Source organism: Sporosarcina sp. NPDC096371 (assembly GCF_044762865.1).
Lineage (GTDB): Bacteria > Bacillota > Bacilli > Bacillales_A > Planococcaceae > Sporosarcina.
In genome coordinates, this window is record NZ_JBIWFE010000003.1 from 494937 (window position 1) to 516454 (window position 21518).

20 protein-coding genes, 2 pseudogenes and 1 riboswitch are annotated in these 21518 nt (G+C 39.7%); of the genes and pseudogenes, 17 read left to right on the forward strand and 5 right to left on the reverse strand.

Going from position 1 to position 21518, the window contains the following annotated elements; all coding sequences use genetic code 11:
* The first annotated feature begins 280 nt into the window (after positions 1 to 280).
* The 4 genes from ACIQ0H_RS11065 to ACIQ0H_RS11080 all read left to right on the forward strand — a co-directional run bounded on the left by ACIQ0H_RS11065 (position 281) and on the right by ACIQ0H_RS11080 (position 5760).
* Positions 281 to 1102, forward strand: coding sequence for a DUF368 domain-containing protein (locus tag ACIQ0H_RS11065; RefSeq protein ID WP_403414291.1), 822 nt, complete (start codon positions 281 to 283; stop codon positions 1100 to 1102).
* Positions 1103 to 1241: 139 nt separating this feature from the next.
* On the forward strand, positions 1242 to 3137 hold the full coding sequence (locus ACIQ0H_RS11070) for a PrkA family serine protein kinase (RefSeq protein WP_403414294.1): 1896 nt from the start codon (positions 1242 to 1244) through the stop codon (positions 3135 to 3137).
* A gap of 51 nt (positions 3138 to 3188) precedes the next feature.
* A complete protein-coding gene (gene yhbH, locus ACIQ0H_RS11075) occupies positions 3189 to 4343 on the forward strand; it encodes a sporulation protein YhbH (RefSeq protein WP_403414297.1) in 1155 nt (384 codons plus the stop codon).
* A gap of 19 nt (positions 4344 to 4362) precedes the next feature.
* Positions 4363 to 5760, forward strand: coding sequence for a SpoVR family protein (locus tag ACIQ0H_RS11080; protein ID WP_403414300.1), 1398 nt, complete (start codon positions 4363 to 4365; stop codon positions 5758 to 5760).
* Between the two features lie 65 nt (positions 5761 to 5825).
* Here the strand turns inward: ACIQ0H_RS11080 and ACIQ0H_RS11085 are convergent, their stop codons facing one another.
* Positions 5826 to 7397 carry a GGDEF domain-containing protein gene (locus tag ACIQ0H_RS11085; protein ID WP_403414302.1) on the reverse strand — a complete coding sequence of 524 codons (1572 nt, stop codon included), beginning with the start codon at positions 7395 to 7397 and terminating at the stop codon, positions 5826 to 5828.
* Between the two features lie 139 nt (positions 7398 to 7536).
* Between ACIQ0H_RS11085 and ACIQ0H_RS11090 the strand changes: the two genes are divergently transcribed.
* The 3 genes from ACIQ0H_RS11090 (at position 7537) to recQ (ending at position 11180) form a co-directional block, all read left to right on the forward strand.
* Positions 7537 to 8622 (forward strand): S66 family peptidase, encoded by a 1086-nt coding sequence (locus tag ACIQ0H_RS11090; RefSeq protein WP_403414304.1) that lies wholly within the window; start codon positions 7537 to 7539, stop codon positions 8620 to 8622.
* Between the two features lie 183 nt (positions 8623 to 8805).
* Entirely contained in the window at positions 8806 to 9234 is a 429-nt protein-coding gene (locus tag ACIQ0H_RS11095; protein WP_403414307.1) for a hypothetical protein, read from the forward strand.
* Positions 9235 to 9401: 167 nt separating this feature from the next.
* Entirely contained in the window at positions 9402 to 11180 is a 1779-nt protein-coding gene (gene recQ / locus ACIQ0H_RS11100) for a DNA helicase RecQ (RefSeq protein ID WP_403414309.1), read from the forward strand.
* Between the two features lie 48 nt (positions 11181 to 11228).
* On the opposite strand, the gene ACIQ0H_RS11105 is transcribed toward recQ, so the two are convergent.
* The 3 genes from ACIQ0H_RS11105 to ACIQ0H_RS11115 form a co-directional block, all read right to left on the reverse strand.
* Positions 11229 to 11873: a queuosine precursor transporter gene (locus ACIQ0H_RS11105; protein WP_403414312.1), complete on the reverse strand. Its 645-nt coding sequence runs from the start codon at positions 11871 to 11873 to the stop codon at positions 11229 to 11231.
* Positions 11874 to 11889: 16 nt separating this feature from the next.
* Entirely contained in the window at positions 11890 to 12387 is a 498-nt protein-coding gene (gene queF, locus ACIQ0H_RS11110; protein ID WP_403414315.1) for a preQ(1) synthase, read from the reverse strand.
* An 84-nt stretch (positions 12388 to 12471) separates the two neighbouring features.
* A riboswitch (PreQ1 riboswitch) is annotated at positions 12472 to 12515 on the reverse strand.
* A 26-nt stretch (positions 12516 to 12541) separates the two neighbouring features.
* Positions 12542 to 13708 (reverse strand): MFS transporter, encoded by a 1167-nt coding sequence (locus ACIQ0H_RS11115; RefSeq protein WP_403414318.1) that lies wholly within the window; start codon positions 13706 to 13708, stop codon positions 12542 to 12544.
* A gap of 185 nt (positions 13709 to 13893) precedes the next feature.
* On the opposite strand from ACIQ0H_RS11115, the gene ACIQ0H_RS11120 reads away from it, so the two are divergent.
* The 7 genes and pseudogenes from ACIQ0H_RS11120 to ACIQ0H_RS11150 all read left to right on the forward strand — a co-directional run.
* Complete coding sequence (locus ACIQ0H_RS11120) at positions 13894 to 14880, forward strand: diaminopimelate dehydrogenase (protein ID WP_403414320.1); 987 nt, start codon at positions 13894 to 13896, stop codon at positions 14878 to 14880.
* 89 nt (positions 14881 to 14969) lie between these two features.
* Positions 14970 to 15383, forward strand: a complete 414-nt coding sequence (locus ACIQ0H_RS11125; protein ID WP_403414322.1) for a nucleoside 2-deoxyribosyltransferase — start codon at positions 14970 to 14972, stop codon at positions 15381 to 15383.
* 43 nt (positions 15384 to 15426) lie between these two features.
* Positions 15427 to 16146, forward strand: a complete 720-nt coding sequence (locus tag ACIQ0H_RS11130) for an alpha/beta hydrolase family protein (RefSeq protein ID WP_403414324.1) — start codon at positions 15427 to 15429, stop codon at positions 16144 to 16146.
* A 94-nt stretch (positions 16147 to 16240) separates the two neighbouring features.
* On the forward strand, positions 16241 to 16705 hold the full coding sequence (locus ACIQ0H_RS11135; RefSeq protein WP_403414327.1) for a GNAT family N-acetyltransferase: 465 nt from the start codon (positions 16241 to 16243) through the stop codon (positions 16703 to 16705).
* A 93-nt stretch (positions 16706 to 16798) separates the two neighbouring features.
* Positions 16799 to 17248, forward strand: coding sequence for a DUF4275 family protein (locus tag ACIQ0H_RS11140; RefSeq protein WP_403414329.1), 450 nt, complete (start codon positions 16799 to 16801; stop codon positions 17246 to 17248).
* A gap of 304 nt (positions 17249 to 17552) precedes the next feature.
* On the forward strand, positions 17553 to 18341 hold the full coding sequence (locus ACIQ0H_RS11145) for an MBL fold metallo-hydrolase (protein WP_403414331.1): 789 nt from the start codon (positions 17553 to 17555) through the stop codon (positions 18339 to 18341).
* A gap of 200 nt (positions 18342 to 18541) precedes the next feature.
* Positions 18542 to 18817, forward strand: a pseudogene (locus ACIQ0H_RS11150) (NUDIX domain-containing protein); the annotation flags it as partial.
* 68 nt (positions 18818 to 18885) lie between these two features.
* Here the strand turns inward: ACIQ0H_RS11150 and ACIQ0H_RS11155 are convergent.
* Positions 18886 to 19356 (reverse strand): DinB family protein, encoded by a 471-nt coding sequence (locus ACIQ0H_RS11155; protein WP_403414333.1) that lies wholly within the window; start codon positions 19354 to 19356, stop codon positions 18886 to 18888.
* 117 nt (positions 19357 to 19473) lie between these two features.
* Between ACIQ0H_RS11155 and ACIQ0H_RS11160 the strand changes: the two genes are divergently transcribed.
* From ACIQ0H_RS11160 to ACIQ0H_RS11170, 3 genes and pseudogenes are all read left to right on the forward strand, one after another.
* Positions 19474 to 20328, forward strand: a complete 855-nt coding sequence (locus ACIQ0H_RS11160) for an MBL fold metallo-hydrolase (RefSeq protein WP_403414335.1) — start codon at positions 19474 to 19476, stop codon at positions 20326 to 20328.
* A 69-nt stretch (positions 20329 to 20397) separates the two neighbouring features.
* Positions 20398 to 21291, forward strand: a complete 894-nt coding sequence (locus ACIQ0H_RS11165; protein ID WP_403414338.1) for a PhzF family phenazine biosynthesis protein — start codon at positions 20398 to 20400, stop codon at positions 21289 to 21291.
* Between the two features lie 4 nt (positions 21292 to 21295).
* A pseudogene (locus ACIQ0H_RS11170) lies at positions 21296 to 21487 on the forward strand (HIT family protein); the annotation flags it as partial.
* Positions 21488 to 21518 lie beyond the last annotated feature (31 nt).

A 21518-nucleotide genomic window follows, 5' to 3' on the forward strand; every position in this document is an offset into this window, starting at 1 on the left:
GATTCCTCCTTGCTGCAAGTAAGTATTTATGTTGAATGAATGATTTTCTGGAAATTTCCAGCGCAGGAGGCATCCCCTAGCGCCAAGCGTTGTTAGCAGGATTCTCTATTACCACTTATCTGAATTGTATAATAAACTATTCAATTTGTAAAGTGAACTATACATAATGAATACCTAACTTTACTTCGAGCGTTAACATTTTTGTAACACCACACTTACTAAATGGGCAGGGAAAATGGTATACTATGTACATTGAATTAAAATTGGAGGAACACGCTTTATGCAATGGAGAAATTTATATCGAGGATTCTTTATGGGAATCAGCGATCTGATTCCTGGAGTGAGCGGGGGAACAATTGCGTTCATTCTCGGGATTTATGATGAATTATTAGCATCTATTAGCGGATTTTTCAGCCGCGATTGGAAAAAACATATCGGTTTTTTATTGCCACTGGGCATTGGAATGGCTGCTACCCTATTACTATTCAGTCGAGTTATTGAATTTTTATTGAAAAATTACAACGAACCTACTCAGTATTTCTTTATTGGGCTGATCCTAGGTGTACTTCCATTCATCTCGAAACAGGCGGGTGTAAAAAAGAATTTTAAATGGACACATTTCCTATTCATTATCCTAGTTGGAGCAGCACTTGCTTCTACTGCCTTTATAAAACCGGTTGATACGACACCGATTACAACATTGACTGCTACAAACGCAATTGGCTTGTTTTTTGCTGGTTGGGCAGGAAGTATGGCGATGTTGTTGCCGGGAATCAGCGGTTCTTTTATCTTACTGCTTCTAGGAGTTTACTCGACAGCAATCGGTGCATTATCTAACTTTAACTTACCAATCATTGCTGTCATCGGCGCAGGGGTGATTGTTGGTTTCATCGTAAGTAGTAAAGTGATTAGCTATTTGCTAACACATTTCACGCACATCACCTTTGCGGCGATCATCGGTCTTATCATTGGTTCAGTGTTCGTTGTCTATCCGGGCATTCCTGAAAGCGGGACGCCGTTTGTGATGAGTATCATTGCGTTTTTCACTGGTATCATTGTTGCGAATATGTTTAGTTCACCAAATAAGACTTCTAATATGTAGCACTGCAAACAACGTACAAGCACCCGATTCAAAACAATGCTAAATTGTTTTGAATCGGGTGCTTTTGTTTTCCACCTGCATCATAACCCCCTGCTACGCATACTATGGATAAAACCATGCCCTGAATGGAGGGAATAAGATGGATATTTTAAATAAAGCGAAAAGCTTTCGAGAAGAAGAAAACAAGCTGAAATGGCAAGGTACATTTGAAGAATACTTGAACATCGTGGAAGAAAGAAAAGAAGTGGCGCAAACGGCACATTCACGTGTATACCATATGATTAAGAGCTCTGGTTTGACAGAAAGAGATGGGCAGAAGTTGTATGACTTTTTTGGGGCAGAAATTTTCGGTCTAGAAGAGGCAATTGAGAGGCTAGTGGAAGAATATTTTCATCCCGCTGCAAAAAGACTGGATGTTCGAAAACGGATTTTGTTGTTAATGGGCCCTGTCAGTGGTGGGAAATCGACCATTGTGACACTGTTAAAACGCGGTTTGGAAAGTTATTCTAGAACGGATGAAGGCGCAGTTTATGCGATTAAAGGCTGCCCGATGCATGAGGATCCTCTGCATTTAATTCCACAACATTTGCGTAAGGAATTTTTAGATCAATACGGCATTCGAATTGAAGGTAGTCTATCACCACTAAATACCATGCGTTTGGAGCAAGAGTATGACGGTCAAATCGAGAATGTGATGATTGAACGTATTTTTTTCTCGGAAGATAAACGGGTCGGTATTGGAACATTTACACCTTCGGATCCAAAATCACAAGATATTGCCGACTTAACAGGAAGTATTGACTTTTCAACAATCGCCGAATTTGGTTCTGAATCAGATCCGCGTGCGTATCGTTTTGACGGTGAATTGAACAAAGCCAATCGGGGTATGATGGAATTCCAAGAGATGTTGAAGCTAGACGAAAAATTCCTTTGGCACTTACTGTCATTGACACAGGAAGGAAATTTTAAGGCGGGACGATTTGCACTTATTAGTGCGGACGAACTGATTGTTGCCCATACGAACGAAACAGAGTATCGTTCTTTCATTTCCAATAAAAAGAATGAGGCATTGCACTCCAGAATCATCGTGATGCCAATTCCATACAACTTGAAAGTGAGCCAGGAAGAACGAATTTATGAAAAGATGATTCAAGAAAGTGATATCTCAGAAGTTCATATTGCACCACACGCCCTTCGTGTTGCCGCGATCTTCTCGATACTGACGCGGTTAGAAATCTCTAAAAAACAAGGCGTTGATGTTGTGAAGAAAATGTATCTGTACGACGGAGAAAGCGTGGAAGGGTTTAATCCGATGGATGTGGAGGGCTTGAAGAAGGAGTTTCCGAATGAAGGGATGAATGGCATTGATCCGCGTTATGTCATTAATCGAATTTCTTCGGCGATTATTCGCAAGGAGATTCCATCGATTAACGCACTAGATGTGTTACGTGCCTTGAAGGATGGGCTTGACCAGCATGCTTCGATTTCGCAAGAAGACCGGGCAAAATATATGAATTATATAGCGGTTGCTAGAAAAGAATATGACGAAATTGCCAAACAGGAAGTTCAAAAAGCATTCGTCTATTCGTACGAAGAGTCCGCAGTGAACATGATGGATAACTATCTTGATAATGTAGAAGCATTTTGTAATAAAAATAAGTTGAGAGATCCGTTAACGGATGAAGAAATGAATCCAGATGAAAAACTCATGCGCTCCATCGAAGAGCAAATCGGTATATCTGAGAACGCCAAACGAGCATTTCGTGAGGAGATTCTCATTCGTATTTCCGCTTATGCGCGAAAAGGAAAGCGTTTTGATTATAAGTCACATGATCGTCTACGGGAAGCTATTCAAAAGAAACTGTTTGCCGATTTAAAAGATGTCGTCAAGATTACAACTTCTTCTAAAACGCCGGATGAATCACATCTTAAAAAGATTAATGAGGTTGTCGCCAGACTTATCGATGAACATGGCTATAATTCGGTTTCAGGCAATGAATTGCTACGTTATGTTGGAAGTTTATTGAATCGGTAATGTGCAGACACTGCTTTATCAAGTTTGCTAATAGATAGGTGTGAATGAAGAATGGGCGAAGAAAAAGATAACTTTATCATTTCCCAAGAAAATTGGTCGCTTCATCGGAAAGGCCATCAAGATCAAGAGCGTCATATGGATAAAGTGAAAGAAGCGATTCACAATAACCTACCGGATTTAATAAGCGAAGAAAATATTGTCATGTCGAATGGACGGGAAGTTATCAAAATTCCCATCCGTTCCTTGGACGAATACAAAATCCGCTATAATCATGACAAGTCCAAACATGTAGGGCAAGGTGATGGCAGTAGCCAAGTCGATGATGTTGTCGCAAGTGATGGATCTCAAAAACAAAATGGTCAAGGGCAAGGGAAAAAAGCTGGCGATCAACCCGGGCAGGATTATTATGAAGCGGAAGTTACAATGGCAGAAATCGAGAATATTCTTTTCGATGAACTTGAATTACCGAATTTGGAACAAAAAGACCAGCTAGAAATATCAGATGAGAAAATAGAATTTAATGATATTCGAAAGAAAGGTCTAATCGGCAATATCGATAAGAAACAGACCATTTTAACAGCTATTAAAAGAAATGCGATCAAAGGAAAGGCAGAAATTACTCCTTTTCATAATGATGATTTGCGCTTTAAAACTTGGAATGAAATTGAAAAACCTGAGTCGCAAGCGGTTGTACTCATGATGATGGATACTAGTGCATCCATGGGGAATTTTGAGAAGTATATGGCTAGAAGCTTCTTTTTCTGGATGATGAAGTTCCTGAATACGAAATATGAAACAGTTGAAATGGAGTTTATAGCCCACCATACAGAAGCGAAAGTTGTCACACAGGAAGACTTTTTTTCGAAAGGTGAAAGTGGAGGGACGATTTGTTCATCGGCTTATGAGAAAGCGTTGGAGCTCATCGCCCAAAAATACCATCCTTCACGCTATAATATCTATCCTTTTCATTTTTCCGACGGTGAAAATATGTCATCGGATAATGACAAATGTATGAAACTTGTGCATCAACTAATGGAAGTTTCGAGCCTATTTGGTTATGGCGAAGTCAATGCACATAGCCGATTTTCGACATTAATGGCCACCTATAAAAAAATCGAGCATCCGAAGTTTCGCCATTACATTTTGAAGGAAAATCAAGATGTTTATCATGCGTTGAAAAAGTTTTTTTACAAAGCGGATGAATAAAAAACTCGGAGGGATCCGAATGACGAACAGGAAGGCACTTCATCGTGCCATCGATGAAATTACGGAAATTGCCACTGGATTCGGCCTGGATTTCTTTCCGATGCGCTATGAGATTTGTCCTGCTGATATTCTGTATACATTTGGTGCGTACGGCATGCCGACTCGTTTTACGCATTGGAGTTTTGGCAAGCAATTTCATAAAATGAAGTTACAATATGATCTTGGATTAAGTCAAATCTATGAATTGGTCATCAATTCCAATCCTTGCTATGCATTTTTACTGGATACGAATAGCTTGATTCAAAATAAGCTTATTATTGCCCATGTTCTTGCTCATTGCGATTTTTTCAAAAACAATGTTCGATTTTCAAATACGAGGCGGGACATGGTTGAAAGTATGACGGCAACAGCGGAGCGGATTGCAAATTATGAAATGCTTTACGGAAAAGATGAGGTTGAACGCTTTTTAGATGCCGTTTTAGGTATTCAAGAACATATTGACCCTTCTATCCGTAGGCATCAGCTGTCAGAGGATGTCAAAGAACAAGAAGATGTTGTGCGGAAAACTCCCTATGATGATTTATGGAATTTGGAGACACCACAGGCGGATAAGATAAAAACCAGTCCTGCCATGCAGAAAATACCGCTTAAGCCAGAAAAGGATCTTCTATTATTTATTTTACAGTACAGTCGTGAATTGAAAGAATGGCAACGTGATATTTTAACGATGATGCGTGAGGAAATGCTCTATTTTTGGCCGCAGCTTGAGACCAAGATTATGAACGAAGGCTGGGCATCTTATTGGCATCAACGAATCATTAGAGAGATGGAATTAACGACGGAAGAAACCATCGAGTTTGCGACGTTGAACGCCAACGTCGTGCAACCATCCAAAACAAGCATCAATCCGTATTATCTTGGTGTGAAGATTTTTGAAGACATTGAAAAGAGATACAATCATCCAACTGAAGAAATGAAGATGTTTGGTGTGCAGCCAAATTCAGGTCGAGAAAAAATGTATGAAGTAAGGGAAATTGAATCGGATATTTCCTTCATTCGAAATTATTTAACGAAAGAATTGGTGCAGCAGGGGGATTTGTATTTATTTGAAAAAAAGAAGAGCGATTACCGCATCACGTCAAAAGATCATGAAGATGTGCGGGATCAGCTAGTTTCTATGCGTGTGAATGGTGGATTTCCGTATATTGTTGTTGAAAATGGTGATTATCTGCGTAATGGCGAATTGTATTTGGTGCATCAGTTTGATGAAATGGAGCTTGATGTTCGTTATTTGGAACATGTTCTTCCATATATCCATCAATTATGGGGGCGCATTGTCCATATGGAAACCTATGTGGAGAATAAGCAAGTCATCTTTTCATATGACGGGAAAAAAGTGTACCGACGTTTTGCATAGGGGAATCCCGTTGAAAAAAATAAAAACCACTCCAAATGACTGGAGTGGTTTTTATCTACGACAAGTCAAATCATTCTTGAATCATTTTCCCTGGATACAAGTTTATGCTCATACATATTCCAATCGGCGAGTTGAAACAGGTTTTCAAAATTATCGGCTTCTTTTGGGAAGAAGGCAATACCGACGCTGAGTTCAATCTGTATCGTAATTGATCCCGTTTCAAATGGGTTTTGTTGAAAAGCGTTTTGCAATCTGTCATTCCAATCAAAAACTGTACGTTGCGAAGGGAAATCTTCTAGAAAAACGACAAATTCATCTCCCCCTAATCGGGCAACTAAATCGTCTGCCCGAACTGTTTGCTTTAATAGCATGGCGCTGTGTTGCAATACTTGGTCCCCAATTGCGTGGCCGAACGTGTCATTGATACGTTTAAAGCGATTTAAGTCAATGAGTACGAGTGCGGATTCTTTTTGTGAACCAGCAGATAGTTTCATCATTCGTTCTTTTACTTTGGGTACGAAATAGGCCCGATTATGAAGGGAAGTGAGAACATCATGGTACGCTAAATGTTCAATTAGACTGTCATTTTCAATGTCTTGTGTTACATTTCTCCACACCAAATAAAATATTTTTTCATCCTCTAAAATTACAGTTGAAGCCTCTACAGAATAGTGAAGTGTGCCCTGGTTATCATGTAACTGAAGCGCTAATGGATAACCATGCAAGGTTACTTCTGTTTGGAGCAAGTCGATAAATGTATGCAGAACTTCCTTATTTTCATCGGCTTGAACAAAATCCAACATGTTATAGGGCTTGTCTCCATGGCGAAAGATTTCTGCTCTAGAATAATCATTCAACTCTAGTATTTCCCAATCACTATTAACGACCGTAATGGGGGTAGGAATCAGGTTAAACATAGTTTGATACTTGCTAACGGCTGAAGGTACAAGATTGAATTTCAAAGCGGCAATGGCCAGTAGAGCAGGGAAAATAATGGCCATGATACGAAATGGCTGAGAAGGGAGAGCCCAACCGAAAATGAGATATTCGAATAGAATGGTGACAGCCATACCGAAACATGTTCCAAGAATAAATAAGCGCAAGATCTTTTGTCGCGAAATGGAGGTTGTATGTTTAAGGCCATTCCATAAGATGCCTAGGAAAACCAACATGATCATATTTGCGATGGTCAGTGTCACATAGTGAGGAAGATTGAAAAGAGAAATATTCCATATTCCCTTTTGGGTAATTTCTGCACCCGTTAGATAATTGTTAGTAAAGGGTAAAGCGCCTAGGTTGATGAAGAAAGGGAGATAGCAAATGACAGGATAAAAGCGTATGTTGATGCGTTCTGGTAATTTTGCTATATGGATAAAGAAATGAAATGTAATGGAGATGATTAATATACTAATGCTACCGAACGATAGATGGAGCACAATAGAATTATAAGAAGGGGGAAGCAGAAATCGTATTAACTCTTCAAAAAAAATAAAACTATAAAGTGAAATTAATACTGCAATAAGTCTATTGGTCGTACTTTTATAGTTTTGGGTAATAATGATGCAGGCAACCCCAAATAGAACGACCCCAGGAATCCCGTGAACTAATAAATGGATAGCCAGTTGTTGAACCGACATTCTATTCGTCCCCCTTCACTAATAGATACTTTGATTCATATTTATATAAATAATATTTTATTTGTTAATAGTATTATAGTCCTTGTCTTCGATAAAATAAAGTAGTTTTCTAATTATTCTTCCATTAGTGATTTTATAGTTGACTGAATTGCCAAAAACATGGATGATGTATGAAATGATTGCAGCCGAAAAAAGGAGAATGACGATGATTCGATATCCTAAACCGTTAAGAAAAGGACAGAAAATCGGTGTAACAGCAGTATCATCAGGTGTTGAAAGCGAATTGCATCATCTTCTCAGACAAGCAGCACATCAATTCGAGCGAAGAGGTTATGCTGTTGAACTCGGGGAATCAGTTTGGACAGATGACAAGTTGACGTCTGCTCCGAAAGATATTCGTTTGACAGAACTTATGGAAATGGTGGCAGATGATGAAGTTCATGCCATTATTCCACCATGGGGCGGCCAGTTTTTAGTAGAAATTTTACCTTTAATCGATTACGATGACCTAGAACAAAAATGGATTGTCGGCTATTCGGACATCAGTACACTTCTGTTACCGATTACGTTGATAACAGGTATTGCAACAGTTCACGGTACGAACTTCGTCGATTTGAGAAGTGACGACTGGGATCCCGTGACATCTACCTTTTTAGAGGTACTGGAGGCTGCAGGGGGAGATACGATTATCCAGCAATCGTCTGAAAAATATCAATCGAAGTGGCAGCATTCTGAGCCTCCAGATCCTTATGTATTTAAACTCGATCAGCCAACAGAGTGGAAAACTATAAGTGGCCAACCCGTTCAATTCGAAGGACGCATCTTGTCCGGTTGTATCGATACAGTTCGCCATCTTGTCGGAACGCCTTTTGGTGACATCAGGGCTTTCCAGGAAAAGTTCATTGCAGGCGATAAAATGATTTGGGCACTTGAAAATTGTGATATGGATGCACCTGATTTTTACCGTTCCCTTCTTCAGTTACACAATGCTGGGTGGTTCGATCATACGGCAGGAATTATTTTCGGGAGAACAGCCGCTGGTCAGGCAAAAGGTGGGTTCACGGATATTGATGCGATGGAACGGTTGGCTAAGTTAACGGACATTCCGATTGTCTATGACGCGGATATTGGACATGTCCCTCCGCAAATGACATTCGTCAATGGTGCTTTCGCGAAAGTCGAAGTGGCACAAGGAAAAGCGACTATGAAGATGACATTTATTTGACACGGATCCATTACGTATAGGCGTAATGGATTCAAGTCTTTATGGAATAAAAGATTCATCTTTTAGGACGGACTATCATTTCAAAATGCAATCTAATCTGGTATTGTTAGTGTATGTTTATTTCTAAAACAGTAGGGTTAAAACTTCTACTGAAACGTATTTGATAATGAAAGGTTGATTAAAATGGCAGTACCTAAATCGGGACCGGCATTGAAACAGCTTCATTCACATAATACGATTCACGAAGGCAACTTGGCAGGTGCGATTGATAATACGAATGATATGATGGATTATCTAAATAAAGGTGATTTGGAAACTGCCAATAGAGCCACAGATGCGCTTGTAGACTACTGGCAGACGCATATTATTGCACATGCTGATTCGGAAGAAGCTGGATTTTACGAGGAAGTAACCGTAAAAAGGCCAGAATTGAAAGAGGCCGTAATCCAGTTGACGCGAAATCATGAATTACTATGTATCATCGTCAAGGATATCGAGGAACTTCGTACTATAGAGAATCTGAGTTCAGGTGTACTTCACCGGTTCCATTCATTACTAGTCGTCAATGAAATACATAGTCGTGACGAAGAAAGATTGCTTTTTTTAATCTGAGTTAGCAGTACACATCCAATTCTAATTCACTAATACTGCGAGTAGGACAAGCACTCGATGAAGATAATTTTTACAGGAGTGTAATTGATGAACAAGCACCTATTCCGGTGCTTTTTTCTTCGTAAAGGCTCTAGGCACCTTGCACTTTTCTTAAGAATAACGAGGAGATGGTTAGAATCGAAAAAGCTTTACACATTTTAACAACGTATTTTGGATATCCTTCTTTTAGAACGGGACAGGAACAAGTGATTCGTGGTGTCATGCAAGGGCAGGATACTCTTTGTGTCATGCCGACAGGCGGCGGGAAATCGGTTTGTTACCAAGTACCAGCGCTTGTGATGGAAGGGACAGTTCTTGTCATCTCACCACTTATTTCCCTCATGAAAGACCAAGTGGATGCGCTCCATCAAGTGGGCATCCCAGCGGCTTATATTAATAGTTCAATGTCATCAGAAGAATATTTCGGCACAATGGAGTTAGCGGTGGAAGGCAAGTATCGACTGCTTTATGCAGCACCGGAAAGGCTTGACTCTCCAGCCTTTAAAAATCAGTTACGTCAAATGTCCATTCCGATGATTGCGATTGATGAGGCGCATTGTATTTCGCAATGGGGCCACGATTTCCGTCCAAGCTATCGCAATATTAGTAGCATTGTTTCGTTGTTTGATGAAAAGCCGGTTGTCTTGGCACTCACGGCAACTGCGACACCGGATGTCCGGGAAGATATTTGTCGGCAGCTTGGGATTAGTGAAGCTAACACGGTTATGACAGGCTTCGAGCGGGCAAACCTCACTTTTTCTGTTGTTAAAGGTCAGGACCGTGAGAAGTATGTGAAGGAGTATGTACAGAAAAATGATGGTGAAGCGGGTATCATTTATGCCGCTACGCGCAAAGCCGTTGATTCTGTGCATGAAACTTTGCGGAAAAGTGGAGTAGCCGTTGCGAAATATCATGCCGGTTTAGGAGACGTTGAACGACAAGCAGAGCAGGATAGATTCTTGATGGATGAAGCAACGGTGATGGTCGCAACGAATGCTTTCGGTATGGGGATTGACAAATCGAATATTCGTTATGTCATCCATTATCAAATGCCGAAAAACATGGAAAGCTATTATCAAGAAGCAGGCCGTGCGGGGCGGGATGGATTAGATAGTGAGTGTACATTATTGTTTTCATCACAAGATGTGCAAACGCAACGATTTCTGATTGATCAGTCACAAGATGAAAATCGTATCCCGGCGGAATTGGAAAAATTGCAATCGATGATTGACTTTTGCCATACAGAAACCTGTCTGCAAAAATTCATCATTACCTATTTTGGGGAAACGGACGTAGTCAATTGTGGTCGCTGTGCAAATTGTACTGATACACGAGAAAGTTCAGATGTCACGGTGGATGTCCAAAAAGTACTATCCTGCGTCATCCGTATGAAACAACGCTTTGGTAAGACGATGATTGCACAAGTGTTGACGGGATCGCGCAATAAGAAAGTACTTGAATTTGGTTTCGAAAAGCTGCCTACATATGGCTTGATGAAAGACCGGAGCGCTAAAGACATCTCCGATTTCATCGAATTTATTATTTCGGAAAACTACCTTGGTGTTGAACATGGGCAATTCCCAATTATTTATGTCAGCGAGCAAGGGAAAGATGTATTAACAGGTGACGTAAAAGTGCATCGCAAAGTGTCTGTGATTACTAAACAAATTACAGCTGATAATCCATTGTTCGAGCAGCTTCGGGCACTTCGCCGCCAGATGGCGCAAGATGCTGGCGTGCCGCCTTTCGTTGTCTTCTCGGATAAAACATTGCAAGACATGGCGACAAGAATGCCCGTGACAGATGAGGGATTCCTTGAGGTACATGGCGTCGGTCAGGCTAAACTAGAGCGCTATGGTGAAGCATTTATGGAAGAAATAAAATTATATACTGTACAAAATGCATAAAAAGAGTAGGCGCATGAATGAACCATGTGCCTACTCTTTTTGCGTTTGCTATAGGGGCCGTGCAGGAATAGATTCTATCGTATTTTTGGATTCTCTCTTCCTACAAATCGAGACCAATAGATAGACAATCGGTGTATCCAAAATGGCTACGACAAATTTGAACACATATTGTGTTGCGATAAGTGTTAGCAATGCGCCAAGTGGCATAATCCCATAAAAAGCGATGGTGATGAAAATGGCTGTATCGACGAGTTGACTTGCCATTGTCGAAGCATTGTTGCGTATCCACAATTTCTTTTCACCGTGACGACTTTTCAGTTTGTTGAAGATCATTACATCGAGATTTTGACTGACAAGGTAAGCTACAAGGCTAGCGATTGTCACACGGAATCCAGCGGTGAAAATCGTTTCGAATGCTTGTTGATTTTCATAATAAGGTGCTGCCGGCAATTGAATCGCAATCCAGATAAAAATAATGGCGAAAAGTTGTGTAAGGAAGCCGGTTAGTACGGTGCGGTGCGCGGCCTTTTTTCCATATACTTCTGTAATGACGTCAAGAATCGGATATGTGAACACATAGACAATTACCGCGGCAGGTAAGACAATCCAGCTACCTACACTAAACAATTTAACGGCCAATATGTTAGATAAAATCAATAGCCCAACGAAAATCCCATTTAAATAATAGAGCATGTGTGAGACCTCCTGGTTATCGGTTATCGATGTTTTCCGGATACATATCATGGTTCATCATCCGGTAATCTGCCATTTTTTCGTATTTTGTTCCAGGTTTTCCAAAGTTGCAGTAAGGGTCGATAGACAAACCACCGCGTGGTGTGAATTTCCCCCATACTTCGATGTAACGAGGTTCAATCAATTTGATTAAATCATTCATGATGATATTGATGCAATCTTCATGGAAATCACCGTGATTTCGGAAGCTAAATAGATATAGCTTGAGCGATTTACTTTCCACAAGCTTTTTATCTGGGACAAAACTAATGTAGATAGTCGCAAAGTCAGGTTGTCCTGTCATCGGACAAAGTGATGTAAACTCCGGGCAGTTGAATTTTACAAAGTAATCGCGATCGACATGCATACTATCAACCGACTCTAAAATTCCCGGGTTGTACTCATACAAGTACTTCGTGTTTTGATTGCCAAGTAACGTTAAATCGTTCAATGTTGCTTCATCTCTTCCAGCCAATAAAAAAACCTCCCATAAATTTTGTCAGGGAGGGTCATAAACGCCGAAAAAAAAGCCATGTCAAATGGACATGGCGAAGTATCGTCATCCATAGTTTTTTTAAGAGGGTCGCTATGAACCTCTCCCAGACGGGGTATTCGTTTCGTCTCTGACATTAACCGACTTGCGATGATTTGTCAATAGACCTATTTTTTTTCATGCCCAGAAGTGCATACAGGGCTACAGCTAACAAAATAATACCTGTCAGCATAAATCCGCCTTTGTATGTCAGGTCGAGGAATCCGATGACGCTAGATCCGGCAACGACACCAATCGAGAAGAAAGCATAGAAGTAGCCGTATGCTTTCCCACGGAACTCAGCGGAAGATGAGTCGATGAGCAAAGAGTTGATGGAAGGGAACAGGAAGGCGAATCCAGCTCCGTATATGGCCATCGCAATGTACAAGTAATTCAATTGTTCAATCTGACTTAGAAACAACATCGCCAATCCCATTAGGGAAATACCGAAAGCCAATGTGACCATTGGGCGGACCCGGTCAAAAATTCGGTTAACAGGCAATAAAAAGATCAAAATCGCGATAACACCGAATGTACTTAGTAACAGGCCGCTTGTTTTTGTATCAAAGCCAAGTGCTGCCACTTTGAGAGGTAATACGAGTGCTAGTACACCCTGTGAGAACATTAAAAAGAATGCACCCGCAAATGCGCGTACCATACCCGGATGTTGGAACAAATACCTGACTTTGAATTTTTGTCCCTGTGCAGTAGAATCTTTTGGAACATAAGTAAATGAGCGAAGGACAAAAAATGCAGCGATTGCCAGTACAAGCATGATACCGCCGTTAACTGCCATGATGAAAGGTGTACTTGTCTTGGCTGCGACAATCCCCCCATAGGCTGGCCCAACGATTGCGGCCAATCCAACAAAGGCTCCAGAAATAGCAACACTTTTTCCGCGCTTCGACCCTTCTGCGCGATTTGCGAGGAAAGTGAAAGCTGCAGGGACAATTAGCCCTTCCATAAATCCATGGACAAAACGAACACCAAGTAATGACAAGGGTCCGGATGCGAAAGAATAGAGGAAAAGTGATAATGCGGCTGCAAAAAGTCCGACTAACAGAATCATAAATGGACCTTTCTTATCCGTCATAAAGCCAGAAATAATATTCCCAATCGTATTGGAGAATGAATACAAACCAACTGCAAGACCTATTAAAAATGGCGATGCGCCAAGAGATAATGCAAACGGACTCATGACAGGTAATTGTGAAAATAAGTCGAAAAACGAGAAGAATACGATAAGATAAACAAAACCACGCATAATGAAGCCTCTTTTCATTTGAATATACCGTCCTCTACCTTACCATTTTTCATGCTTGATTGGAAAAGGATAGATTGTGAACAATTATTCGCTGCCTTACATGATATTCACAAATCCATTAGGACGTATTTGATTGATAGGTTATTATGCGCTAAAATCAAAAGATAGAGAATTTTGAAAGGGGAATGACGATGACAATCAGAGTTGGAATTGCGGGTTACGGAAATTTAGGACGAGGTGTAGAATACGCCATTGGTCAACACGAAGATATGGAATTGGTTGGAGTGTTCACAAGGAGAAGTCCTGCCGATGTGCAGTTACTAAATAATAATGTACCGGTTCATAAAATGGACGATATCCAAAACTTCACGGAGGCAATCGATGTCCTTATTCTGTGTGGTGGATCGAAAAATGATTTACCTGAACAAGGCCCGGCATTAGCTGCACTGTTTAACACAGTAGATAGCTTCGATACACATGCAAAAATTCCTGATTATTTCGGTGCAGTTGATGCGACTGCAAAACCGAATGGTAAGACAGCTATTATTTCTGTTGGCTGGGATCCAGGTTTATTCTCCATCAATCGTTTATACGGAGAAGCGATTCTTCCGGAAGGTGCGACATACACATTTTGGGGGAAAGGCTTGAGCCAAGGTCATTCCGATGCGGTTAGGAGAATTCCAGGTGTCAAAGGGGCTGTACAATATACGATTCCTGTTCCTGATGCAGTGGACCGCGTGCGTAGCGGATCATTACCAGAACTGTCAACACGCGAAAAGCATACGCGCGATTGCTATGTTGTGTTACAAGAAGGCGTGGATACCGAGGAAGTCAAACAGGCGATCGTTACAATGCCTGATTACTTCACGGATTATGATACAACGGTGACATTCATTACTGAAGAGGAATTGAAACGCGATCATTCTGCGATGCCTCACGGTGGCTTTGTTATTCGTAGCGGTAAAACAGGCGAAGGAACTGCGCAAGTGATGGAGTATTCATTGAAACTCGATAGCAATCCAGAGTTCACTTCAAGCGTTCTTGTTGCTTACGCTCGTGCGGCTTATCGTTTGAATCAAAACGGAGATACTGGCGCGAAAACAGTATTTGATATTGCACCTGGTTTGTTGTCACCGAAAAGTGCAGCGGATTTACGTAAAGAATTGCTGTGATTAATAAATTGTATATCTGATGATTTACTATGGCGTTACCTTGCTTATTGAGGTAACGCTATTTTACTAGAGTTAAAGGGGCGGAGTGTATGAAGTTTTATGTTGCATCGGGTTTTCAGAATAAAGAGGCGGTACACTTTGTGAGTGAAAATTTAATAGAAGCAGGCCATATACATACATATGATTGGACAAAAAATGAGAGGGCCTCGACCCTTGAAGAATTAAAGGCAATTGGTGAAGAGGAGAAAAACGCTATACTCGCATCTGATGTTGTTATCGTATTATTACCAGCAGGAAAAGGGAGTCATATCGAATTAGGAATTGCACTAGGTAGAGGGAAGAAAATCTTTTTGTATTCGGCTGATGAAAAAGTGAATGATTTTGACACGACGACTACTTTTTATCATTTGCAGGAAGTTGAACAAGTGATTGGTACGTTGGATGAGCTAGTGGATAGAATTTGTTGTTTTGAAAAGGACAATAATGTCGTAAAAACAAATTGAACAGTGGGACTAACATAAAAATAGTTGAGAAAGGATTTTCTTAATGAGAAAAGAAAAAGCTAGTCGTTTTTCATATAATTTATTTGATTCACCTCCAAACTCCGAAAATGAAACAACAGTTATTTTTTATCATGGCTGGGGAACGAATGCTGATAGCTACAATGATGTGGCTAAGGATATCGCAAAAGAAGGATATTCGGTAATTGTTCCAGAAATCATTTATCACGATACTAGAAAACCTTTGAAGAATCACTTTGAAAAAGAGACTATGCAGAATTATTTTTGGAAAACAATAGTTGAAAGTATTAATGAGTTCGATGAATTTGTTGACGGTTTAGGGCTATCAAAGCACAAAATTGTCCTCGTTGGAAGTTCGATGGGTGGTTTTATAGCAAATGGAATTTTTGCATCACAAAATAAACTAGGTGGATTAGTCAATATTAATGGGTCGGGATCATTTTTATTATCAGAAAGACAATTTCGAGAGAGAGACAATCGAGTTGATTTACCCATCGGGGAAGAACTGATATTGAACAAGTTTGACCCTGTTGGACGAGAAAATTGTCATGCACCTGTCCTCCTTCTGCATGGTGATTCTGACAAAATTGTTCCGATAGAGGGACAAAAAAATTATTTTAAATACTTAACCGAAATTGAAGGTAGTAAGAATGTCGAGCTTTTAATTTACAAGAACGTTAATCATCAGTTTACTGAAGAAATGTTAAAGGATTTAATTGGGTGGCTGAATCATCTTGGGAAATAAAATAAGTTGTTATTTTAATGAGTTGTACAAGGATGGTCAAATAATAAGCTTGGATTGACTTGAAAAAGTATTGATATCGCTAGGGGTGAAAATTATGGTCTATAATTTTAAAACGATGACGCAGGAGCAAGCTGAAGATATTGCCTACAGTTGGCATTACGATGGTGAGTATTCCTTTTACGATATGGAAGCGGATCAAGAAGATCTAGTAGAGTTTTTGGACCCTGAAAAGCGTGGGGACTATACATTTATTGTTTTGAAGGACCATACGTTAGTTGGCTTTTTTAGCTTTACTAAAATAGAGGCAAATACGATTGATATTGGGTTAGGGATGCGACCGGATTTAACAGGTGGCGGAGATGGACTGGCTTTTGTTAAAGCGGGTGTAGCCTTTGCAGAATCGACATTTACACCCGATAAAATAACATTATCAGTAGTAACTTTTAATAAAAGAGCAATAAAAGTGTATGAAAAAGCTGGATTTGAAGCGGGGAGTACCTTTATGCAAGATACAAATGGAAGTCGGTATGAATTTCTTGAAATGACTTTGACGTACTAGGTTGAAAGGGGAAACAGCCGCTCTTTGGCTGCAGTGGATTTTTAAAGATGCCGCTGTTGAATGAATACATATTTCTGCCTATGGAGGTGCGTGATGGATATAGTCAATCGACTTAAAAACAAAAATGTACGGATCAAAGAAATTCCTAGTTGGGGATCTTATTTACGGCACCAATGGGAAGAACGGTTTGCAGGACATTTGAGCAATGAGGAAAAGGAAGAGATCGGCTTACATTATAACGGTTTTGCCTGCGGCTATTTATGGCATGTATTTAGTTATGAAAAAAGAGGGTATGTAAAAGAGAAACAAGCTAATGAAATGTTTAACAATATGCCTAAGCATACATGCTTTGTTTTCTATCAACACTCTGATTATGCATTTATTATAGAAAACACTTCATTTGTCACTGCCGAAGATTTTGTGGAGAAAGATGATTTTGACGAAGGTGATATCTATGTGGTTGATAAAGATTTTACTTGGACGTATGTCCATACTCATGAAGAAAGTTGCGGTCCTTATTTTAGTAGAAATAATGTGAAGTGATTCACTTTGGGCGTAGAGATATGATGATTAGCTTTTCAACAGTAAATGTTGCGACACTAGTACTTGATTATTTCATCTCGGACGCTGATCCTCATTTTAAGAACCTGTCTATTATAAGTACCGCACCGATGCTCTACCATCGGTGTGGTATTTTTTTACATCCAGATTATACAGTAATGCTAATCTTCTATCTACCTTCCATAGTGAATTGAGTATGTAGTAACAGTCATCTAATAAAGGTATTCTCGATAAAATGAAGAATATTCTATTGTGTAGGTAGTTTAGAAGGAGAGGGGACTAAAAATTGGTTGCGATTAAGGATCCTTGGTTCACCGTTCAAGCAATAGATGAAACTACTTTTGCGATTAGTGAGTACGGACATTGGGAAAAGGTTCATTCTTATTTATTAATTGGTGAAGAACAAGCGGCACTTATCGATACAGGTCTTGGGATCGATAGTATCAAAAGAATTACCGATCAACTGACGAATCTGCCGATTATTGTTCTGACAACACATGTTCATTGGGATCATATTGGAGGTCATGGTGAATTTGAAAAATTGTATGTACATAAAGATGAAGAAGATTGGCTCATCAACGGTATTCAAAAGTTGCCCATTGAGCAAATCAGAAAAGATGTAAGCCGCGATATTACAATCGCTACTCCCGCAACATTTCAAGTTGAAACATACAGACCTTTTCAAGGAAGCCCTACTGGTTTGTTGAACGATGGTGATGAAATAAACATTGGCAATCGAATATTGACCATTTACCATACACCTGGTCATTCTCCGGGTCACGTATCCATTTTGGATACTAAAAACGGGTATTTGTTTACGGGGGATTTGCTGTATGATGAGACCCCGATCTATGCATTTTTTCCTACAACCAATCCAACAGATTTAGTCGAGTCATTAGAAAAAATATCGAAAGTTCCTCATGTCACTAAAATTTATGGAGCACATAATACGATTGGACTTCATGCGGATATTTTGAAAGAAGTGCAAGATGCAGTTAGGGTTCTTAGGGAAAATGACCTTGTCAGATTTGGAACAGGTGTTCATACATTTAAGGGGTTTAGTATTCAGTTTTAATTTTGAAACAATACGGAGGGGGATTCATGTTGAATAGTACTAGGAATAATGGTTTTGAGTTTCTTGATTTTATTAGCATAAAAGAAATGGAGATAAATCATTATCAGCCAGTAGCAGGTTCTTTTGCCATCATAAAGTGTGAAAGGAAATATCTACTTTGCTATAACATTTGGCGTAGACAATAGGAATTCCCTGCTGGTCAAAGAGAGAGGGATGAGACGCCAAAGGAATGCGCAATAAGGGAACTTTATGAAGAGACTGGACAAGTTGTGGATGATCTAGAGTTCAAAGGGTTATTAAAGGTGAAGAATATAATGAGCGAAGCCATTAAATTTAATCCAGTCTATTTCGCCGTTATAGAAAAATTACAACCATTTATTGAAAATGAAGAAACGGCAGAAATTAAATTATGGGACATAAATGAGGAAGCAGGCGTTATAGATAAAGTGGATATAAAGATAGTAGAGTATGTTTAAATTTATTGTGCTGCCTTGCAAAGCGATAGAAAACCTCTACCTTAAAATAAAAGAAGAGGTTTTTCTAATTAGGTATATTCCCTAAACAGTAGATCAGAAGAAACAGGTTTGATATCAAGCTCCCTAGACCAAACGGATAATTGTCCAATATGATGAATTTCATGTGAAATGATATGCCGCATTATTTTCCCATATGTAAAGCTAGTTGTATCCCCATTTCGCCTTTTCATTTCTAAGATTTTCTCCTCTATATCAGGCGTCCATGATTGAATAAAGCGTTGGGTCGTCAATCTAGTACTGGTAGAGAAATTTATTACCTCGTTTAAAGTTGAAATATCATTTCTATCTTTCATAATAACTGGTGTCCCATTCATTTGATTAACCCATATCTGCTCACAATCAATGACGTGAAATAAATTATGCAATATACTCCCCATACCACCAATACGTTTTTTAGTAAGTTCTTCAATCGAAATCTGTTGACTCCAATTAAACCAGTCATCCCTTACTTGCCAATTATAAGAAAACATATCCAACATGAAATATTCTCCTTTTAATATATATATTTCTTTTATAGTAACCCGAAGACTGATAACTTTGTTAAAATTCTTATTAAGTATGAAATAACAAAGTTATTAAGATGGGGAGTGTTAACGATGAAGATTGAATTTCTGGGAACAGGCGGGGCTATGCCTGTTCCTCGTCCACTTTGTACATGTCGAGTATGTGTAGAAGCTCGAATAAAAGGGTTTCCATATAGCCGTTCTGGACCTAGTTTGTTTGTGCATGGGCCGAATATTTTGATTGATACGTCAGAAGACATCTATTCCCAAATTAACCGTTCTACAATTGAGAAGATTGAGGGTGTTTTTTATTCGCACTGGCATCCAGATCACGTTATGGGCAGAAGAGTTTTGGAATCCATTAATGCTGATTGGGTTAACAATCCACCAGAGAATAGCCGGAGTGATGTCTATTTGCCTGAACAGGTAGCAAGTGATATTAAACACTTTTTGGGGACAGCTGATCACATGGCCTTTTTCTCAGAACAAGGATACATCAAGCTTCACGAATTAAAAGATGGCGATTCTGTTGTGAAAAATCAAACAAAAATCACTCCGTTTCGACTTGTGGAAGACTATGTCTACGGCTTCTTGCTAGCAACAACAGATAAAAGAGTACTCATTGTGATGGATGAATTAAACAACTGGAATCCTTCAGAGTATATAGGGAAAATCGATCTAGCGGTTTTGCCAATCGGTATTTTTGATGTTCACCCCATAACAGGAGAAAGGCTTCTGTCCTCGGATCACCCTGTTTTGAAAGAGGAATGTACATTCGATGAAACCCTTGACATACTAAGGAAATTAAATCCGAAGAAAACGATATTCACGCATATTGAAGAAGTCGGTGGCTTAAGTTTTGATGATCTACTCGAGGTTGAAAAAAAGTTGACGAAAGAAGGTCTGGTTGTCAAAATTGCATACGATACGCTAGTGGTGAATGTGTGAAATTAGCTTATGCAATTTTCAGAGGCGTAGCTCATGTAGTTAATAATATTGTTGGTGGAGGAATGAAACATGGAGTCAGTAAAGGTTTACCATTACGATGCATTTAGTACAGAACCAAACAAAGGAAATCCAGCAGGTGTCGTGTTAGATGGAGATACCTTAACAGAAATAGAGATGCAGGAAATCACTGCTAAAGTAGGTTTCAATGAAACAGCTTTTCCAGTTACATCAGCTGTGGCTGACATTAGAATCCGTTATTTTACGCCGGGGCATGAAACGGATTTATGTGGACATGCAACAATGGCTACGATATTTGCTTTAAAGTCGAGAGGTTTATTGCCTAAGAAAGAAGAAATCACAATTGAAACAAGAGCAGGAATTTTGCCGATACGTATAGAGGCGCTGTCGAATGATGAATATTACATAACGATGAAACAGGTTTCACCACAATTTGAAGAATTTAAGGGGTCATCTGAAGAATTGGCTCAATCAATGGGACTTGAAAAATCCGATATTGATGAGGAGTTGCCGATTGTCTATGGAAGTACAGGGGCCTGGACATTGTTAGTACCGATTAAGAAACTTAGTGCTTTTACTAGAATGAAACCGAATACTAACATATTTCCAAGCATCTTAAATGAAATGCCTAAAGCATCTGTCCATCCTTTTTGTTTAGAGACGTACGACCCAAAGGCCGATATGCATGCCCGTCATTTCTCCTCCCCTTATTCTGGCACAATAGAGGATGCAGTTACAGGAACCGCATCAGGCGTGATGGGTGCTTTTTATGCAACCTACATCGACAAAGATTTTGAGAATCACTTGAATCTAGTGGTAGAACAGGGCCATGAGATTGAAAAAGATGGTCGTGTACGCGTCCGTGTTACTAAAAATCAGGGGAGTTTGGGGATCGAAATCACGGGAAATGCGGTTTATGTGAAAGAATTTGAGGTTAGCTTGTAACATTTATAATGAGGATACTACACATCATTTTCATACATGGATGGTTCCGCGCTATAAATGGATGTACGAATTTGGCCGTTCAGTCGAATCGATGAGACCTGTTCTACTTCACGCGAGGAACGAAATGAATACCAAAGAAAATTTGGAGGATGTCATGGAGGCTATTGCGGCGCTGACTCAGGAATTAACAAGTTAATCGTTAGGATGACGGTCACTAGTTAATGAGG

What these genes read in the sequence shown, in the direction of transcription:
- ACIQ0H_RS11065 (WP_403414291.1), top strand. Translation starts at nt 281, where the DNA reads ATGCAATGGAGAAATTTATATCGAGGATTCTTTATGGGAATCAGCGAT.
- ACIQ0H_RS11070 (WP_403414294.1), top strand. Translation starts at nt 1,242, where the DNA reads ATGGATATTTTAAATAAAGCGAAAAGCTTTCGAGAAGAAGAAAACAAG.
- yhbH (WP_403414297.1), top strand. Translation starts at nt 3,189, where the DNA reads ATGGGCGAAGAAAAAGATAACTTTATCATTTCCCAAGAAAATTGGTCG.
- ACIQ0H_RS11080 (WP_403414300.1), top strand. Translation starts at nt 4,363, where the DNA reads ATGACGAACAGGAAGGCACTTCATCGTGCCATCGATGAAATTACGGAA.
- ACIQ0H_RS11085 (WP_403414302.1), bottom strand. Translation starts at nt 7,397, where the DNA reads ATGTCGGTTCAACAACTGGCTATCCATTTATTAGTTCACGGGATTCCT.
- ACIQ0H_RS11095 (WP_403414307.1), top strand. Translation starts at nt 8,806, where the DNA reads ATGGCAGTACCTAAATCGGGACCGGCATTGAAACAGCTTCATTCACAT.
- recQ (WP_403414309.1), top strand. Translation starts at nt 9,402, where the DNA reads ATGGTTAGAATCGAAAAAGCTTTACACATTTTAACAACGTATTTTGGA.
- ACIQ0H_RS11105 (WP_403414312.1), bottom strand. Translation starts at nt 11,873, where the DNA reads ATGCTCTATTATTTAAATGGGATTTTCGTTGGGCTATTGATTTTATCT.
- ACIQ0H_RS11115 (WP_403414318.1), bottom strand. Translation starts at nt 13,708, where the DNA reads ATGCGTGGTTTTGTTTATCTTATCGTATTCTTCTCGTTTTTCGACTTA.
- ACIQ0H_RS11120 (WP_403414320.1), top strand. Translation starts at nt 13,894, where the DNA reads ATGACGATGACAATCAGAGTTGGAATTGCGGGTTACGGAAATTTAGGA.
- ACIQ0H_RS11125 (WP_403414322.1), top strand. Translation starts at nt 14,970, where the DNA reads ATGAAGTTTTATGTTGCATCGGGTTTTCAGAATAAAGAGGCGGTACAC.
- ACIQ0H_RS11130 (WP_403414324.1), top strand. Translation starts at nt 15,427, where the DNA reads ATGAGAAAAGAAAAAGCTAGTCGTTTTTCATATAATTTATTTGATTCA.
- ACIQ0H_RS11135 (WP_403414327.1), top strand. Translation starts at nt 16,241, where the DNA reads ATGGTCTATAATTTTAAAACGATGACGCAGGAGCAAGCTGAAGATATT.
- ACIQ0H_RS11140 (WP_403414329.1), top strand. Translation starts at nt 16,799, where the DNA reads ATGGATATAGTCAATCGACTTAAAAACAAAAATGTACGGATCAAAGAA.
- ACIQ0H_RS11155 (WP_403414333.1), bottom strand. Translation starts at nt 19,356, where the DNA reads ATGTTGGATATGTTTTCTTATAATTGGCAAGTAAGGGATGACTGGTTT.
- ACIQ0H_RS11160 (WP_403414335.1), top strand. Translation starts at nt 19,474, where the DNA reads ATGAAGATTGAATTTCTGGGAACAGGCGGGGCTATGCCTGTTCCTCGT.
- ACIQ0H_RS11165 (WP_403414338.1), top strand. Translation starts at nt 20,398, where the DNA reads ATGGAGTCAGTAAAGGTTTACCATTACGATGCATTTAGTACAGAACCA.